Raw genomic sequence first — 15939 nt, 5'->3', positions numbered from 1 at the left:
GTGGCCGAGACGAGCGGTGTGTCGCTTCCGGAGGGGCCGTCAGCCGAGGTGGATACGAACGCGGGAGTAGTCATCGACATGCCGATACTACCGTAACCAGCAGCAGCGATACTGGACGCCATGGCGCACGGGACGGGCACGGAGATGAGTGGCGCGCGGGTCGCCCGGTTGACCGAGACCGATTGGCGAGCCTTCGCCGGGGTGCGGTTGCGTGCGCTCACCGACGCGCTGGGCACCGACGATCCCCAGTTCCAGCGGGAGTCCACCTTCACCGCCGCCCAGTGGCGCCGACGGCTGCGCGCGCACGCCCAGTTCGCCATCGTGGTGGACAACCGGCCGATCGGGCTGATCGCCGCGCAGCGCCAGGGTTCGGAGGCCGTCTACCTGTACTCGCTGTGGCTCGACCCGTCCATTCGTGGGCTGGGTCTGGGTCGGACGCTGGTGGCCGAGGCGGTGCGCTGGGCACGCACTCAGCGGGTGCGCCGGGTGACGTTGCGGGTCAACATCGACAACGCCCGTGCGCGGGCCGTGTACGACAGTCTGGGGTTCGTCGTCTGCTCGGCCGAGGGGGCCACCGCGGACGAGGTCACGATGTCGCTGACCGTGAGTTGAGGTCGGGCCGGTAGCGGTCCAGCAGCGCGCGCAGCCGGTCCATCGCGTCGACGGCCCGCTCCTTGTCCACCGCCTGGATCGCCATGGCCGGCGTGTACTCGTCGTCGGCCAGGTCCACCCTGGCCCACCGGGCACCGCCGGGGAACGACACGTCGACCACGTCCGACCATGGAATCAGCTTGTAACCGAGCAGGTTCCGGACGGCTATTCCGGTGGGTCCGGCCTTCAGCCGGGGCCGGGCGAACAGCAGCACCAGGCCGCCCAGCAGCACGCCGAGCACACCCATGGCGATCTGATCGGAGGTGCGGAACACCACGCCGGTGGACCCCACCTTGAGCAGGAAGCCGACGGTGATGTGGGCCGCGGCGATCAGGAAGGCCGCCAGATAGACGAAGTACGGGGTCAGATGCGGCTTGATGTCCAGCTCCCAGGACGCCTGTGCAGGCGTGCCATCCGCCTCCGGCTCCTCGCCGGCCGTCATGACCGGATGTCGCGGAGTACCACCGCCGTCGACAGGGCTGCGGCCACCGCCTGAGCGCCCTTGTCCTCACCGGAATTCGGCAGCCCGGCCCGGTCCAGCGCCTGCGCTTCGGTGTTGGTGGTCAGCACGCCGTTGGCCACCGGGGTGGACTCGTCCAGCGACACCCGGGTCAGGCCCTGGGTGACGGCGTCACACACGTAGTCGAAATGCGGTGTCTCTCCACGGATCACCACACCGAGCGCGACCACCGCGTCGTGCTTGGCGGCCAATGCCTGTGCCACCACCGGGATTTCGATCGCACCGAGCACCCGGACGATGCTCGGTTCGGTCACCCCGAGCTGCTTGGCGGCCCGCACCGCACCGTCGAGCAGGGCATCACAGATGGTGGTGTGCCAGGTGCTGGCCACGATGGCCAGCGACACGTCCGAGGCGTCGATATCGGGCAGGTCGGGTACACCGTGACCGCTCACAGGGCGCCACCGAACTCCCCCGGCGGGGAAACTTCGTCGTAGTCCTCCAGGCCCACCAGGTCGTGCCCCATCCGGTCACGTTTGGTCATCAGGTAGCGGATGTTCTCCGAGTTGGCCCGCACCGGCAGCGGAACCCGCTCGATGATGTGCAGCCCGTAGCCGTCCAGGCCCACCCGCTTGGCCGGGTTGTTGGTGAGCAGCCGCATGGACCGCACACCCAGGTCCACCAGGATCTGGGCGCCGATGCCGTAGTCGCGAGAGTCGGCGGGCAGGCCCAGTTCCAGGTTGGCGTCCACGGTGTCGGCGCCGGCGTCCTGCAACTGGTAGGCCTGCAGCTTGTGCAGCAGGCCGATGCCGCGGCCCTCGTGCCCGCGCATGTAGAGCACGATGCCGCGGCCCTCGCGCGCCACCATGGCCATGGCCGCGTCCAGCTGCGGCCCGCAGTCGCACCGGCGCGAACCGAACACGTCGCCGGTCAGGCATTCCGAGTGCACCCGCACCAGCACGTCGTGGCCGTCGGATTCCGGGCCGGCGATGTCGCCGCGCACCAGGGCGACATGCTCGACATCCTCGTAGATGCTGGTGTATCCGACGGCACGGAACTCGCCGTGCCGGGTCGGGATACGGGCCTCGGCGACCCGCTCGATGTGCTTCTCGTGCTTGCGGCGCCATTCGATCAGGTCGGCGATCGAGATCAGGGCCAAGTCGTGTTCGTCGGCGAAGATGCGCAGCTCGTCGGTCTGGGCCATGGCGCCCTCGTCCTTCTGGCTGACGATCTCGCAGATCGCGCCGGCCGGCTGTAGGCCGGCCAGCCGGGCCAGGTCGACGGCGGCCTCGGTGTGGCCGGGCCGGCGCAGCACCCCGCCGTCCTTGGCCCGTAGCGGCACCACGTGGCCGGGCTTGGTGAAGTCCTCGACGACGGCGCCCGGATCGGCCAGCGCGCGCATGGTGGTGGCGCGGTCCGATGCAGAGATGCCGGTGCCGACGCCCTGTTTGGCGTCCACCGTGACGGTGTAGGCGGTGCCGTGTTTGTCCTGGTTCACCGCGTACATGGGCAGCAGGCCCAGGCGGTCACAGATGGCGCCATCCAGCGGCACACACAGATAACCCGAGGTGTAACGCACCATGAACGCCACCAATTCGGGGGTGGCCTTCTCGGCGGCGAAAATCAGATCGCCCTCGTTTTCGCGGTCTTCGTCGTCGATGACCACGACGGCCTTGCCCGCCGCGATGTCGGCCACGGCCCGCTCGATGGAATCGAGCCTCGTCATCTTGTGCCACCTTTTAGCGTTCGCATTTCCACCTCAGTATGAACCACCGCACCGCGACGTTTAATGCCCGCCGGTCCCTGGGGACCGGCGGGCATCGGGACGGGCCGCGGGGATCGATCAGACGGTATAGGTCCTGGACGCACTGGCGGGCGTCGAGGTGACCACGCCGTTGTCCACGACGTAGTAGCCGTCGGTCACAGTGAGGGTGATGGTGTCACCGCTGTTGGCATCCTTGGTGACGCTCAGGATGCCCGCCGCATAGGACGCGTTGCCATGCTGCGGTTGCTGGGTGACGGTGTACGTCAGCCCGTCAAGGTCGCCGTCGGACGACAGCAGCCCCGACCAGGAGGCGCCGGCGAGGAACGTTTCGGGAATCTTCAGTCCGGCCGGGAGCGCCGATGGCGCGCTGTTCTCCGCATAGATCGGCACCTTCACCACGTAGCTGGTGCTGCCGCCGAAGGCGTCGTTGATCGTCACGGTGAAGGAGTCGGCGACGGTGTTGCCGGTGGCCCCGATCTTGGCCGCGTCGTGGTAATACGACGTGGTGAACGCCTTGTCGATGGTGTAGGAGAACGTGCCGTCCGCGTTGACGGTGACGGTCCCGCCGTTGGTGGTCGACAGTGTTCCGGCGCCGAACGTGACCGCGTCGTTGTCGGCGTCGGAGGCCGCGATGGTGCCGGTGGTCGACTGCCGTTTGGTGACACCGAGGTTCACCAGGTTCAGCGACGAACTGGTGATGGTGACGCTGCCACCCGTCGGCGCCGCGTTGGCCACCGGCGGTGCCACACTCACCGTGAATGTCACGGTCTTGCCGTTGGCGTCGGTGCCGGTGATGGTGAAGGTGTCGTTGGGCGTGGTGGAGTGGCCCAGCGCCGCGTTGCGGGTGTAGGTGTAGCTGCCGTCGGCGTTGACCACCACGGTGCCCTTGGCACCGTCGGAGCCCTTGCCGTAGGTCAGCAGACCGAGGTCGGCGGTCGGGATGCTCAGCTTGCCGCTCTGCACGTTGGTGGCGGTGCCCAGCGTCGTGGTGCTCGGCGCCACGATCGGGACGCTGACGGTGGCGGTGCTGCTACCGCCGTGCCCGTCGTAGACGGTGACCTTGAACGAGTCGGTGCCGGCCGCCGAGGTGGTCGGGATGTAGACGAATGTGCCGTCCGACTTCAGTTGCACCACACCGCCATTGGTGGTGTAGGCGGAGTTGGTGGTGGCCCCGGCCGGGTTACCGCCGTTGACCAGGCTGTAGGTGACGGAGTCCCCGTCGCTGTCCGAACCCGAGACCGACCCGCGCACCACACCCAGGGTGTCGGCCGAGCCCACCGACACGTTCGACGACGGTCCGGCGTTGCTGGCGATGATCGGCACCGAGAAGGTGACCGCCGTCGTGCCGCCCTGACCGTCGGACACGTTGATGGTGACGGTGTCGAATTTGTCGGAGGCGGGGGCGTTGTCGGCGGCGGCCTTGTGGTGCGCGTCGGAGTAGGTGATCCAGCTGTACAGGAACCCGCCACCGGAGGTGACCGTGACGGTGCCGCCCTTGGTGGTGTTGTAGATGCCGCCGGCGAACGTCACCGGATCGCCGTCCGGGTCGGTCGTGGTGAACGTGCCGGTGGTGGTCTGGGTGGCCGGGGTGACGGCGACACCGCCGATCATGCCGCGATCGATCAGGCTGCTGTCCGAGATCGTGGTGCCGGCACCGCCGGCCGACGGGGCGGTGTTGACCAGCGGCGGGGACACGCTGACGGTCGCCACCGTGATGGTGCGGCCGTTCGCATCGGTGCCGAGCACGGTGAAGGTGTCGGCGGCCGTGATGTTGTGGCCCAGCGCCGGGTTGCGGGTGTAGGTGTAGGTGCCGTCGGCGTTGACCACCACCGTGCCCTTGGCCGCGTCGGTGCCCAGGCTGTAGGTGAGCAGCCCGGTGTTGCCGTTGGAGACGTTGAGCTTGCCGCTCTCCACGTTGGGTGCGGTCGAGGTGGTGGAGGTGCCGATGGTGAGGTTGGCCAGGGGGGTCACCTTCACCGTCGAGGTCCCGCCGTGGCCGTCGGTGATGGTCACGTAGAACGAGTCGGTATCCAGGCCCGGGATGATCGACGTGGACGGCTTGGGGATGAAGGTGTAGGTGCCGTCGGCCGCCAACTGCACGATGCCACCACCCACCGAGTAGGACGAGCCGGTGGTGGCGCCCGTCGGGTTGGAGCCGTTGACCAGGCTGTAGCTCAGCGAGTCACCGTCGAGGTCGGTGCCGATGATGCTGCCGCGCACCACGCCGTTGGAGTCGGGCAGGCTGATGCTGGGCAGACCGGCCGGATCGGTGTTGGCGCCCAGGATGTCCACCGAGATCGGCACGTCGACGGTGCCGCCGTGGCCGTCGCTCACCGTGATGGTGAACGTGTCCACCTTGTCGTCGGCGGTCGCGGTGGTGGACGCGGCCAGGTGCCGGGCCGTCAGCGAGGGCGCGTAGCTGAAGGTGCCGGTGAGGGCTCCGACGGTGACCAGGCCGCCCTTGCCGGTGGTGAAGGTGATCGGCCCGTAGCTGATGATGTCGCCGTCGTCGGGGTCGCCCGCGGTGACCTTGCCGGTCACGATGCCGAGCGAATTCGGGCTGCCCACTTGGACATTGGTGACCTGGGGCGCCGAGTTGTCGGACAGGATGGAAACGGCCACCGACTTGATGGTGATCCCGCCGTGCCCGTCGGTGACGGTGATGGTCACCGTGTCGGTGAGCGGGATGCTCGCGGCCAGGTGACGGGCCGAGGCGGTGGGCGTGTAGGTGAAGGTGCCACCGTCGAGGGTCACCGAGCCGGTGAGCGGGCCCAGCAGGTTCGTCACGAGGTAGTGCAGGGTGTCGCCGTCGTCGTCCTTGACGGTGAAGGTTCCCGTCACCACGCCGGTGCTCGGGTTGGTGTTGGTCACCGTCGGGTTGGATGTGAAGACCGGGGCAGAGTTGAGGTCGAGGCCGGGAGCGACACCCACGGTGACCTCCACCTCGGTGCTGCCGCCGTGCCCGTCGGTCAGGGTGACGGTGAAGGTGTCCGACTTGTCGTCGTCGGTGGCGTCGTCGGCGGCCGCGGCGTGCCGCGCCGCCAGCGACGGGGTGTAGGTGAAGTCGCCGGTGAGCAGGCTGACCGCGACCACGCCGCCCTTGCTCGTGGTGATCAGCACCGGGCCGTAGGAGATGACGTCGCCGTCGTCGTCGTGGGCGGTGACCTTGCCGATCACGGTGCCCAGCAGGGCATTCGGGTCGCCGACGGTGACCTTGTCGACGGTCGGTCCCGCGTTCGACGGAACCACGTCGACCGCAACGGATTTGAAGGCGATACCACCGCGGCCGTCATTGACGGTGATGGTCACCAGGTCCTTGTCCAAACCGAGCGAGGCAGCCAGGTCACCGGCGGCGGTGTGCCTGGCCGTGTCGGTCGGCGTGTAGGTGAACGAGCCGTCGGAGTTGACGACGACGTTGCCGTACAACGCGATTCCGGAGTACGTGAGGGTGTCGCCGTCCGGATCGGTGGCATGCGAGGTGCCGGTGACGATGCCGGTGACCTGGTTGACCGCGACGACGGTCGGGGCACCGTCGGAGTCGAATTCGGGCAGGTTGTTCAGGCCGCTGCCGGCGTAGTGGAAGCTCACGGTGTAGTAGGCGTCGTTGCCGTCGGGGGTGAGCGGATGCGCGAGGTAACCGAGGCTGTCGTTGATGCGGACGGTGAAGGTGACGTCGGCGCCGTCGCGCAGCCCGGCCAGGGTGGGCACATAGCTGAACGAACCGTCGGGAATCATCACGATCGCGCCCTGGCTGGGCTGGCTGTCCACCCAGTAGGTCAGCGGGTCGCCGTCGGGATCGGTGCTGGTGAGCTTGTAGGTGCCCGGCAGCGGCCCGGTGGCGACGACGGACGGGGCACCCGGCAGATGGTTGGTGGCCAGGTTCTCGTAGCGCTGGTAGGCGGCGACCATCAGGATGTAGACCGGCACCGTGAACGGCGTCGGGGCGCCGTTCCAGTAGGTGCCCGCCAGAATCTGGTTGATCGCGACCACCCAGCCGGCGGCGACCTGGGAGGGCGCCAGGATCGGGTCGGCGTCGTAGGCAGGCAGCAGTTTCTCCAGGCCGGTGGCGAGGGCGTTGATGATGCCCATGAAGGGGTTGAACGCCGGGATGGTCGGCGGCTTGGGCACCAGGTCGGTGACCGCGGCCAGGGCATTGGGCGTCGGGGTGGTGGCCGACGCGCTGAACAGTGCCGGCGCCGTCGCGGCTGTCGCGGTCTTGGCCCCGGACACGGTGGGCGTGCTCGTGGACGAGGTGCCGGTCACCACCGGCTGCTCGGCGCCGGTGCTCGGGGTCGGCTCGGTGGTCGGGGTCGGCTCGGTCGTGGGGGTCGGCGTGGGTTCGGTGGTGGGGGTCGAGCCGGTGGTCGGGTTCGTCGATCCGGCACCGGGCTGCTGGACAACCGGCGTTTCGGTGCTCGTGCCGGGGCCCGTGCTCGTGCCGGTGGTGCCCGTCGTCCCCGCAGTCCCGGTGCCCGTGCCGGTGCCGGATGTGCCCGCGGTCCCGGTGTGCGCGCCGCCCGAGCTGCTCACCGTCGTGGTGGGGCCGCCGTTCACACTCGTGGTGGTGGTCGTCCCGGTGGAACCGGACGTGCTCGTCTCGTGCGCGGCGGAACCGGTCTGGCCCGATCCGGTCCCGGTGGTGCCGCCACCGGTCGAACCCGAGGTCCCGGTGGTGGCGCCGCTGGTCGAGCCGGTGGTGCCGGTGGCGCTCCCCGTGGTGCCGGTAGCGGTGCCCGTGGTCCCGCCGGTGCTGCCGGCCGACCCGGGTGAGGCGTCGCCGTTCGGCGTGTTGTTGTCGCCGGTGTCCGCCGCCGCGATGGCGGGCGCTGCCGCGACCGACAACCCCAGGAATGCGGCGACTGCGAACTCGCTAGCACGCTTCCGGGTTTTCGCTGAACTCTTGCGATGAGCCGCCACGGTGTTCCTTCCCGACTCCCCGTCCGGGCGGGCCGCAGCGCAGCGGCCATCCAGCGGGTTTCTAATTGACTGCCGCGAAAGTTAACACGTGCGTCAATACTGAGCCAGCTTTTCCTAGGAAAAAGCTGGGTCGAGTCTTTCCGGAGGCTGGACGGCTGGGTCTAGAACAGGTTCCTGTTGCTGAAGTGACACCAACCCGACAAGTAGCAATGGAACGCCGCTACCGAGCCGACATCAGCCGTTCCACATATTTGGCGATGACATCGACCTCGAGGTTGACCGGGGTGCCGACGGCGGCGCGGCCGAGCGTGGTCAGCGCCAGCGTGGTCGGGATGAGTGACACCTCGAACCAGTCCCCGGTGTCACTCCCCGTCGCTTCGCTCGCCCCGGTAACACCCCCCAGTCCCGACACCGTCAGCGAGATGCCGTCCACGGTGATCGAGCCCTTCTCCACCACGTACCGGGACAGCTCGGCGGGCAGCGCGATGCGCACCACCTCCCAGTGCTCCGACGGCGTCCGCGAGATCACCCGACCGGTGCCGTCGACGTGGCCCTGCACGATATGGCCGCCGAGCCTGCTGTTCACCGCGGCCGCACGCTCCAGATTGACCGGGCTGCCCACCTCGACGACGCTCAGGCTCGACCGGTTCAGTGTCTCGGCCATCACATCCGCGGTGAAGGCACCATCGGCCAGCACGTCGACCACCGTCAGGCACACACCGTTGACCGCGATGGAGTCACCGTGGCCCGCATCGGACGTCACGACCGGGCCTTTGATGACCAGACGGGCCGAATCATCGAGCTTGTCAATTCCGACGATCTCGCCCAGTTCCTCAACGATTCCGGTGAACATGGATATCAGGCTAGTGAGCACCCCGACCGGCGTAGAACCGGGCCGCCCAGCCTCACCCATTACGATGCTGGATATGCAGACGCGCCAACGCCGTGCAGTCCGAAGCTCTTTCCGTTTCCTGATTCCCTTCCTGGCCGTGTTCCTGGCCGCGCTGGGACTTGTCGGGTGCTCGTCGTCGTCGAAGACCGATGACGCGCCCCTCCCCGACGCCGCCACGCTGCTCAAGCAGTCCGCGGACACCACCCGCAAGCAGACCAGCGCGCATGTGGTGCTCACGACGACCGGCGATATCAAGGCTCTCCCGATCACCGTCCTGACCGGCGACATGACGTTGACGCCCGCGGTCGCCGCGCAGGGTAAGGCCGACATCATGTTCCTCGGCCAGAAGCTCTCCGACGTGAAGTTCGTGGTCTCCGACGGCAACCTCTACGGAGCCATCACCGCCGGTGGTGCGATGGAGAACTTCGGGCCCGCCGCCGACATCTACGACATCTCCACCATCCTGAGCCCGGAGAACGGGCTGGCCAACATCCTCACCAGCTTCACCGATCCCAAGGCCGAGGGCCGCGAGTCGGTCAACGGCGTCGACGCCGTCAAGATCACCGGGACCGTGCCCGCCGAGGCCATGAACAAGATCGCCCCGGCGCTCAAGGTCACCGGCCCGATCCCCGGCACCGCCTGGATCAGCGAGGGCGGCGACCACCAGCTGCAGCAGGTGAAATTCGACGTCGAGCAGGGCAAGAACATTCAGATGACGCTGTCGGACTGGGGTAAGACCGTCACCGTCGACAAACCCGCCGCCTGATGCCGGCCCGCACCAATCGCGGTCTCGCCATCGGCGCGGGTGGGCTTGCCGTGCTGCTCGGCGCGCTGGACACCTACGTCGTCATCGCGGTGATCCGCGACATCATGGCGGCCCCGCCGGCCGGTATCGGCATCCCGCTCAACCAGATCCAGCAGGTCACCCCGATCATCACCGGGTATCTGCTCGGCTATATCGCGGCCATGCCGCTGCTGGGCCGGGCCTCGGACCGATTCGGCCGCAAACTGCTGCTGCAGGCCAGCCTGCTGGGCTTCGCCGTCGGTTCGGTGGTCACCGCCCTGTCCACCGACCTGACCATGCTGGTCATCGGCCGCGTCATCCAGGGCACCGCCAGCGGCGCCCTGCTGCCCGTGACCCTCGCGCTGGCCGCCGATCTCTGGTCGGCCCGCAACCGCGCCACGGTGCTGGGCGGGATCGGCGCCGCCCAGGAGCTGGGCAGCGTGCTCGGACCGCTCTATGGCCTGGCCGTGGTGTGGGCGCTGAGCACCTGGCGCGACGTGTTCTGGATCAACGTGCCGCTGGTGCTCGTGGCGATGGTGCTGATCCAGGTCAGCCTGCCGGCGCGGGATCGCAACAAGGAGCCGCAGAAGGTCGACGTGGTCGGCGGGGTGCTGCTGGCCGTCGCGCTCGGACTCGCCGTGGTGGGCATGTACAACCAGTCACCCGACGGCAAGCAGGTGTTGCCCAGCTACGGCCCGCCCGTGCTGATCGCGGCACTGGTGGTGGCCATCGGGTTCTTCGTGTGGGAGAAGTTCGCCAAGACGCGGTTGATCGAGCCCGCCGGGGTGCACTTCCGCCCGTTCCTGGCCGCGCTGGCCGCCTCGTTGTGCGCCGGCGCCGCCCTGATGGTCACGCTGGTCAACGTCGAACTGTTCGGCCAGGGTGTGCTGGGCAAGAGCCAGAACGAAGCGGTGTTCCTGCTGCTGTGGTTCCTGGGCGCGCTGCCCATCGGTGCGCTCGTCGGTGGCTGGGTGGCCACCCGCATCGGGGACCGGATCGTGGGTCTGGTGGGTCTGCTGATCGCGGCCTTCGCGTACTGGCTGGTATCGCACTGGGACACCAATGTGCTTACGGCGCACCACGATCTGGGTGTGGTCGCGCTGCCGACCTTCGGCACCGACCTGGCACTGGCCGGTATCGGACTGGGCCTGGTGATCGGCCCCCTCACCTCGGCCACCCTGCGGGTGGTGCCCGCAGCCGAGCATGGCATCGCGTCGGCCGCGGTGGTCGTCGCCCGGATGATCGGCATGCTGATCGGGATCGCCGCACTGAGCGCGTGGGGCCTGTACAAATTCAACCAGTATCTCCAGGAACGGTTGGCCGCCCTGCCGGCACCGACATCAGACACACCGGGCGGGATCCTCATCGCCCAGGGCGCCCGGCTGGCCGAGGCCACCAGGCAGGCCTACACCATGCAGTACGCGAGCATCTTCCTGATCACCGCGATCGTGTGCGTGGTGGGCGCCGTCTGCGCGTTGTTCGTCAGCGGGCGCGGTGAGCACGCCGATGAAACCGACGCGGCCGCAGCCGAACCCGTGGCGAACGTGCCGCGGCACGCGAAGTAGCTAACAGCGTTCGACGCCGCGCCGCATGGCCTTGGGCTTGCGGCGCGGCGGCTCTGCGGGTTCGCCACCGCGCAGCACACCCCACACCAAGGACTTCACGGTCTGCGAGGTCAGCGGGGAGATCCCGAGCCAGTCGTGTAACAGAGTCATGCGCTTATCCATTCGTCGGTACCGTCGTTGACTGCGCAACTCGTCTGCGAAAGCGCTTTGCTTGAATTGTACCGGCGTGCCGGAAAAACGTGGGGAGCAGCGGCCTGCCGGGGCCCCGCGTCAGGAACCGTTGGGCACCAGGCTCAGCCGCACATCCGGCCCGATGGTGTCGATGCCGTCGAACCGCCAGCGCTGCGCGCCGGCGATGCTGAGCACGCCGACATCGTCGACGGCCGTGATCGGACCACCCAGCAGAATCGGCGCCACATAGGCCAGGATCCGGTTGATCACCCCGGCCCGCAGGAACGCCCCGGCCAGCGTCGGACCGCCCTCCACCAGCACCGCCGTCCGGTCCGAGAGCGCCCGCATCACCTCGCGCGGATCATGGGTGCGGATCACCATGGTGTTCGAATCATCGTTGAGCACATTGGCTTCCGACGGGATCTCCCGTTCACCGACCACCACGCGCAGCGGCTGGTTCGCGGCCAGCGTGCCGTCTGGCAGCCGCGCGGTGAGCGTCGGATCGTCGATGTACACGGTGCCGGTCCCCACCACGATGGCATCGACGGCCGCCCGGAACCGGTGCACGTCACGGCGGGCCGCTTCGCTGGTGATCCACTGGCTGCTGCCGTCGGCCGCGGCACTGCGGCCGTCCACGCTGGTGGCGAACTTCCATGTGACATAAGGCAAGCCGGTGCGCTGCTTGTACAACCACTCACGCAGCGGACCGGTTGTGACCTCTGTCGCAGCGATGCCGGCCACCACCTCGACGCCAGCATCGGCGAGCCGCCGTGCGCCGCCGGCGGCGGCGGGATTGGGATCGCCGACCGCGTACACCACCCGCGTCACACCGGCGGCCAGCAGCCCGTCCACGCAGGGCGGGGTGCGCCCGTAGTGGTTGCACGGTTCCAGGGTGACCACCGCGGTGCCGCCGCGGGCCCGCTGCCCCGCTTGCCGCAGCGCCACCACTTCGGCGTGCGCGCCGCCCGGCGGCTCGGTGCCGCCCACCCCGACGACCTGGCCGCCGGCGTCCAGGATGACCGCACCCACAGGCGGATTCGGGTACGTGGTGCCCTTCACCCGCTCGGAGGCGTCGATGGCCTGGCGCATGGCGGCCGTGAACGTCATCGCGCCAGGTGCGCCGATGCCGCCGCCGCCTGGGCACGCAACCGCCGCACCGCCTCGGCGGGATCGTCGGCGTTGTAGACGGCCGAGCCGGCCACGAAACAGTCCACACCGGCTTCCGCCGCGGCCTCGATGGTGTCGGCGTTGATGCCGCCGTCGATCTCCACCACGACCCGCAGCTCTCCGGCGTCCACCAGCCGGCGGACGATGCCGACCTTGGCCAGCACCTCGGGGATGAAGCTCTGCCCACCGAACCCCGGCTCCACCGACATCACCAGCAGGGTGTCGAAATCCCGCAGGATCTCCAGGTACGGGTCGATCGGGGTGCCCGGCTTCACACTCAGCCCGGCCTTGGCGCCCGCGGCCCGGATATCACGGGCCACCGCGACCGGGTCGTCGGTGGCCTCGGCGTGGATGGTGACGTTGTAGGCCCCCGCCTCGGCATACGGCGGGGCCCAGCGCGCCGGGTCCTCGATCATCAGATGGCAGTCCATCGGGATATCGGTGACCTTGAGCAGACTTTCCACCACCGGCAGGCCCAGTGTCAGGTTCGGCACGAAATGGTTGTCCATCACGTCGACGTGCAGCCAGTCCGCGCCCTGCACCGCGGCGACCTCGTCGGCGAGCCTGGCGAAATCGGCGGAAAGAATGGACGGGGCGATGAGTGGGGCCGGGACGAGCGAATCGACGGGAGACTGACCTGCCATGGGTGGTCAGCGTACTTGCAGTGCCGCGGCGAACATCGCATCGGTACCGTGCCGGTGCGGCCACAACTGCACGTACGGCCCATCGCCCAGGCGGTCGACGCCCTCGAACAGCGGCCGCGTGTCCAGCGCCTGCACGGGCTGACGGCGCAGCGCATCGGCCACCACACCCACCGTCTCGGCCAGATGCGGCGAGCACGTCGCGTACAGCACCACTCCCCCCGGCCGGGTCAGCCGGATCGCCGACGCCAACAGCTCGCGCTGCAGCTTGCCCAGCGCCGGCACGTCGCCGGGCTGGCGCCGCCACCGGGCTTCGGGGCGGCGCCGCAGGGCACCCAGGCCGGTGCACGGCGCGTCGACCAGCACCCGGTCGAAACTGCCCGGGTCCAGGCCGGGTTCGCGGCCGTCCACCCGCAACACCGGTACGCCCAGCCCGGCCGTGTTCTGCTCCACCAGCTCGGCGCGGTGCGGGGCCGGCTCGACCGCGGTGACCCGGGCGCCCGTGTCGCCCGCCAGCGCGGCGATCAGCGCCGTCTTCCCGCCCGGGCCCGAACACAGGTCCAGCCAGTTGCCGCCGTCGGCGCCGGCGACCGGGGCCAGCGTCAGTGCCCGAGCCACCAGCTGCGAGCCCTCGTCCTGGACCTGGGCCGCCCCCTTGCGCAGCGCCGCCAGCTCGCCGGGGTCGCCACCGGTCAGGTACACCGCGTAGGGCGAATACCGGCCCACGGTGCCGTCCACCTGCTCGGCCAGTTCCGCGGCGGTCAGCACGCCGGGCCGGGCCGCCAGGTGCACGACAGGGCGGGCGTCGTCGCTGGCCAGCAGCTCGTCCAGCTCGCCGGCATCGGCGCCCAGCGCATCGACGAATGCCTGGGCCACCCACCGTGGATGGGCGTGCACGAACGCGGCCTTGCCGACGGCGTCGCCGGGCGCCAGCTCGGCCACCCAGGAGGCTTCGTCGCGTTCGGAGATGGTGCGCAGCACCCCATTGACGAAACCCGCTCGCGCCGTGTCGAATTCGATACCGGCCTGGTCGACGGTGGTGTCCAGGGCAGCATGCGGGTCGACCCTGGTGCGCAGCAGTTGATACGTACCCAGCCGCAGCAGGTCCAGCAGCACCGGGTCGATCCGGTCCAGCGGCCGGCCGGCCGCGGCGACGATCACGGCATCCAGCAGCCCGCGGGTCCGGCAGGTGCCATAGGTGAGCTCGGTGGCGAAGGCCGCATCCCGTCCGGTGATGCCACGCTCGCGCAACAGGGCGGGCAACGCCAGGTTGGCGTACGCGTCGCGCTCACTGACCGCGCGCAACACGTCGAAGGCGGCCCGCCGGGCCGGGTCCAACGGCTTGCGCCGGGGTACTTTCTGCTGGCGTGGATTGTGGTGGCGACTCACTGTGCCCGCACCCCCTGATCCAGCCGCGCGCCGCGTGCCCAGTCGGAAGCGGCCATCGGCTTCTTACCCGGCGGCTGAATCCACCCGAGCCGCAAGGCATGTGATGCGCTGCCGACCCACACGTCACGTCGCCCCACCTCGACGCAGCCGGGCTCCAGCCGTTTGTCCTCGTCCACGGTCACCGGGCCGACCTTGAGCCGGGTGTCGCCGATGGTGGTCCAGGCCCCGGGGTTGGGGGTGACGGCCCGGATCCGGCGCTCGACCGCGTGGGCGGGCGAGCTCCAGCGCACCCGGGCGTCCTCGACGGTGATCTTGGGTGCGATGGTGACCCCCTCGGCGGGCTGCGGCACCGGAACCAGGGTCGCGTCGGCGATGCCGTCCATGGTGGCTTCCAGCAGGCCCGCACCCGAGACCGCAAGGCGGTCAAGCAGATCCCCTGCCGTGTCGGTGGGGCGGATGGTCTCGGTCACCACCCCGTAGACGGGTCCCGAATCCAAGGCCGGTTCGATGCGGAACGTGGTGGCGCCGGTCACGGTGTCCCCCGCCGCGATCGCCGCCTGCACCGGTGCAGCACCGCGCCAGGCCGGCAGCAGGGAGAAGTGCAGGTTGATCCAGCCGTGTGTGGGTACCGCGAGCAACTCGTCGCGCAGCAGGGCACCGTAGGCCACCACGGCGCACGCCTCCGGCGCGAATTCGGTCAGCTCCGAGACGAATTCGGCACTGTTGGGCTTTGCCGACCGGAGCACCGGGATACCGTGGTCGGCGGCCAGCCGGGCCACCGGCGAGGGCACCGGGGTGCCGCGCCGGCCGACCGCCGCGTCGGGGCGGGTCAGCACCGCGACCACCTCATGACGGGGTGAATCGATGAGCTTGCGCAGCGAGGGCAGCGCGGGTTCGGGGGTACCGGCAAAGACGAGACGCACCGAGACAGTCTAGGGCCCGCTAGTGCGGCGCCTGGTAGAACTCCCGTTCGGTCACCCCGGCCAGCGGTGCGACGAACATCCAGGGCATGGTCGCCACCAGCCGGTTCAGGGTGGCCACCGCGTCGTTGTAGTACTGCCGGGCAAAGGCCAGCTTGTTCTCGGTATCGGCGAGGTTGCGCTGCAGGTCCAGGAAATTGTCCGACGAGTTCAGCTGCGGATAACTCTGCCCGAGGGCCAGTACCTGGCCGACGGCATCGTCGAGGTTGCGTTCGGCGGCGCTGCGCTGGGTCACCGATGCCCCGCCGGTCGCGGCGGTCAACTCGGCCCGCGCATCGGTGACCCGATCCAGGACGGCCTTCTCATGGGCGGCGAAGGACCCGACGGTGTGCACCAGGGCGGGGATCAGCGCGGCGCGCCGGGTCAGCTCGACGTCGATCCCGGACAGCGCCTCCGACACCCGCACCTCGGCGCCGCGCAGCCTGTTGTAGCCGGCCACGAATCCGACCAGCACCGCCACCGCGATGAGCAGCACCAGAATCAGCAAGAACCTCACCATGATCCACCTCCTCCTCCGCCGCGCTGATCCCCGCCCTGGTGCACACCGTCGGGTCCTTCGC

At 69.3% G+C, this 15939-nt stretch carries 15 protein-coding genes; 4 read left to right on the top strand and 11 right to left on the bottom strand.

Annotated elements, in window-relative coordinates; genetic code table 11:
* Window positions 1-120: 120 nt before the first annotated feature.
* Window positions 121-612 carry a GNAT family N-acetyltransferase gene (locus AWB94_RS27210; RefSeq protein WP_234811899.1) on the top strand — a complete coding sequence of 164 codons (492 nt, stop codon included), beginning with the start codon at window positions 121-123 and terminating at the stop codon, window positions 610-612.
* On the opposite strand, the gene AWB94_RS27205 is transcribed toward AWB94_RS27210, so the two are convergent.
* From AWB94_RS27205 to AWB94_RS27190, 4 genes are all read right to left on the bottom strand, one after another.
* Window positions 587-1093, bottom strand: coding sequence for a PH domain-containing protein (locus tag AWB94_RS27205; RefSeq protein WP_062655545.1), 507 nt, complete (start codon window positions 1091-1093; stop codon window positions 587-589). The genes AWB94_RS27210 and AWB94_RS27205 overlap by 26 nt on opposite strands.
* Window positions 1090-1563, bottom strand: a complete 474-nt coding sequence (ribH, locus tag AWB94_RS27200; protein ID WP_062655546.1) for a 6,7-dimethyl-8-ribityllumazine synthase — start codon at window positions 1561-1563, stop codon at window positions 1090-1092. The genes AWB94_RS27205 and ribH overlap by 4 nt, the downstream gene beginning before the upstream one ends.
* Window positions 1560-2834: a bifunctional 3,4-dihydroxy-2-butanone-4-phosphate synthase/GTP cyclohydrolase II gene (locus AWB94_RS27195; protein ID WP_062655547.1), complete on the bottom strand. Its 1275-nt coding sequence runs from the start codon at window positions 2832-2834 to the stop codon at window positions 1560-1562. Before AWB94_RS27195 ends, ribH begins: the two co-directional genes overlap by 4 nt.
* 117 nt (window positions 2835-2951) lie before the next feature.
* Window positions 2952-7136: a cadherin-like domain-containing protein gene (locus AWB94_RS27190; protein ID WP_131805221.1), complete on the bottom strand. Its 4185-nt coding sequence runs from the start codon at window positions 7134-7136 to the stop codon at window positions 2952-2954.
* Here AWB94_RS27190 and AWB94_RS34775 point away from each other — a divergent pair.
* Entirely contained in the window at window positions 7117-7782 is a 666-nt protein-coding gene (locus tag AWB94_RS34775) for a hypothetical protein (RefSeq protein WP_131805222.1), read from the top strand. The genes AWB94_RS27190 and AWB94_RS34775 overlap by 20 nt on opposite strands.
* A 228-nt stretch (window positions 7783-8010) precedes the next feature.
* On the opposite strand, the gene AWB94_RS27180 is transcribed toward AWB94_RS34775, so the two are convergent.
* Window positions 8011-8643, bottom strand: a complete 633-nt coding sequence (locus AWB94_RS27180; RefSeq protein WP_062655550.1) for a riboflavin synthase — start codon at window positions 8641-8643, stop codon at window positions 8011-8013.
* Between the two features lie 73 nt (window positions 8644-8716).
* On the opposite strand from AWB94_RS27180, the gene AWB94_RS27175 reads away from it, so the two are divergent.
* A complete protein-coding gene (locus AWB94_RS27175) occupies window positions 8717-9448 on the top strand; it encodes an LppX_LprAFG lipoprotein (RefSeq protein WP_062655593.1) in 732 nt (243 codons plus the stop codon).
* Complete coding sequence (locus AWB94_RS27170) at window positions 9448-11031, top strand: MFS transporter (RefSeq protein ID WP_062655551.1); 1584 nt, start codon at window positions 9448-9450, stop codon at window positions 11029-11031. Before AWB94_RS27175 ends, AWB94_RS27170 begins: the two co-directional genes overlap by 1 nt.
* Here AWB94_RS27170 and AWB94_RS35275 read toward each other — a convergent pair whose 3' ends face one another.
* The 6 genes from AWB94_RS35275 to AWB94_RS27145 form a co-directional block, all read right to left on the bottom strand.
* Window positions 11032-11181 carry a hypothetical protein gene (locus AWB94_RS35275; protein WP_165576385.1) on the bottom strand — a complete coding sequence of 50 codons (150 nt, stop codon included), beginning with the start codon at window positions 11179-11181 and terminating at the stop codon, window positions 11032-11034.
* Window positions 11182-11301: 120 nt separating this feature from the next.
* Window positions 11302-12309 carry a bifunctional diaminohydroxyphosphoribosylaminopyrimidine deaminase/5-amino-6-(5-phosphoribosylamino)uracil reductase RibD gene (gene ribD, locus AWB94_RS27165; RefSeq protein WP_062655552.1) on the bottom strand — a complete coding sequence of 336 codons (1008 nt, stop codon included), beginning with the start codon at window positions 12307-12309 and terminating at the stop codon, window positions 11302-11304.
* Window positions 12306-13013 carry a ribulose-phosphate 3-epimerase gene (gene rpe, locus AWB94_RS27160; protein WP_062655553.1) on the bottom strand — a complete coding sequence of 236 codons (708 nt, stop codon included), beginning with the start codon at window positions 13011-13013 and terminating at the stop codon, window positions 12306-12308. Before rpe ends, ribD begins: the two co-directional genes overlap by 4 nt.
* Before the next feature lie 6 nt (window positions 13014-13019).
* The gene (locus AWB94_RS27155; protein WP_062655554.1) at window positions 13020-14399 is read right to left on the bottom strand and encodes an RsmB/NOP family class I SAM-dependent RNA methyltransferase; all 1380 of its coding nucleotides are present in this window, start codon (window positions 14397-14399) and stop codon (window positions 13020-13022) included.
* Window positions 14396-15322, bottom strand: a complete 927-nt coding sequence (gene fmt / locus AWB94_RS27150; protein WP_062655555.1) for a methionyl-tRNA formyltransferase — start codon at window positions 15320-15322, stop codon at window positions 14396-14398. The genes AWB94_RS27155 and fmt overlap by 4 nt, the downstream gene beginning before the upstream one ends.
* Window positions 15323-15341: 19 nt before the next feature.
* Window positions 15342-15878: a LemA family protein gene (locus AWB94_RS27145; RefSeq protein ID WP_062655556.1), complete on the bottom strand. Its 537-nt coding sequence runs from the start codon at window positions 15876-15878 to the stop codon at window positions 15342-15344.
* Between the last annotated feature and the right edge of the window lie 61 nt (window positions 15879-15939).

The organism is Mycolicibacterium canariasense, from assembly GCF_002101555.1.
Classification (GTDB): Bacteria; Actinomycetota; Actinomycetes; order Mycobacteriales; family Mycobacteriaceae; genus Mycobacterium; species Mycobacterium canariasense.
Note: the sequence above shows the minus strand (reverse complement) of the source record. Positions and strands in the feature narration are given on the sequence as shown.

Coding starts and splice junctions, on each gene's coding strand:
- AWB94_RS27180 (WP_062655550.1), bottom strand. CDS start 8,643: ATGTTCACCGGAATCGTTGAGGAACTGGGCGAGATCGTCGGAATTGAC.
- AWB94_RS35275 (WP_165576385.1), bottom strand. CDS start 11,181: ATGACTCTGTTACACGACTGGCTCGGGATCTCCCCGCTGACCTCGCAG.
- AWB94_RS27145 (WP_062655556.1), bottom strand. CDS start 15,878: ATGGTGAGGTTCTTGCTGATTCTGGTGCTGCTCATCGCGGTGGCGGTG.
- ribD (WP_062655552.1), bottom strand. CDS start 12,309: ATGACGTTCACGGCCGCCATGCGCCAGGCCATCGACGCCTCCGAGCGG.
- AWB94_RS27205 (WP_062655545.1), bottom strand. CDS start 1,093: ATGACGGCCGGCGAGGAGCCGGAGGCGGATGGCACGCCTGCACAGGCG.
- AWB94_RS27210 (WP_234811899.1), top strand. CDS start 121: ATGGCGCACGGGACGGGCACGGAGATGAGTGGCGCGCGGGTCGCCCGG.
- AWB94_RS27170 (WP_062655551.1), top strand. CDS start 9,448: ATGCCGGCCCGCACCAATCGCGGTCTCGCCATCGGCGCGGGTGGGCTT.
- AWB94_RS27195 (WP_062655547.1), bottom strand. CDS start 2,834: ATGACGAGGCTCGATTCCATCGAGCGGGCCGTGGCCGACATCGCGGCG.
- AWB94_RS27175 (WP_062655593.1), top strand. CDS start 8,717: ATGCAGACGCGCCAACGCCGTGCAGTCCGAAGCTCTTTCCGTTTCCTG.
- rpe (WP_062655553.1), bottom strand. CDS start 13,013: ATGGCAGGTCAGTCTCCCGTCGATTCGCTCGTCCCGGCCCCACTCATC.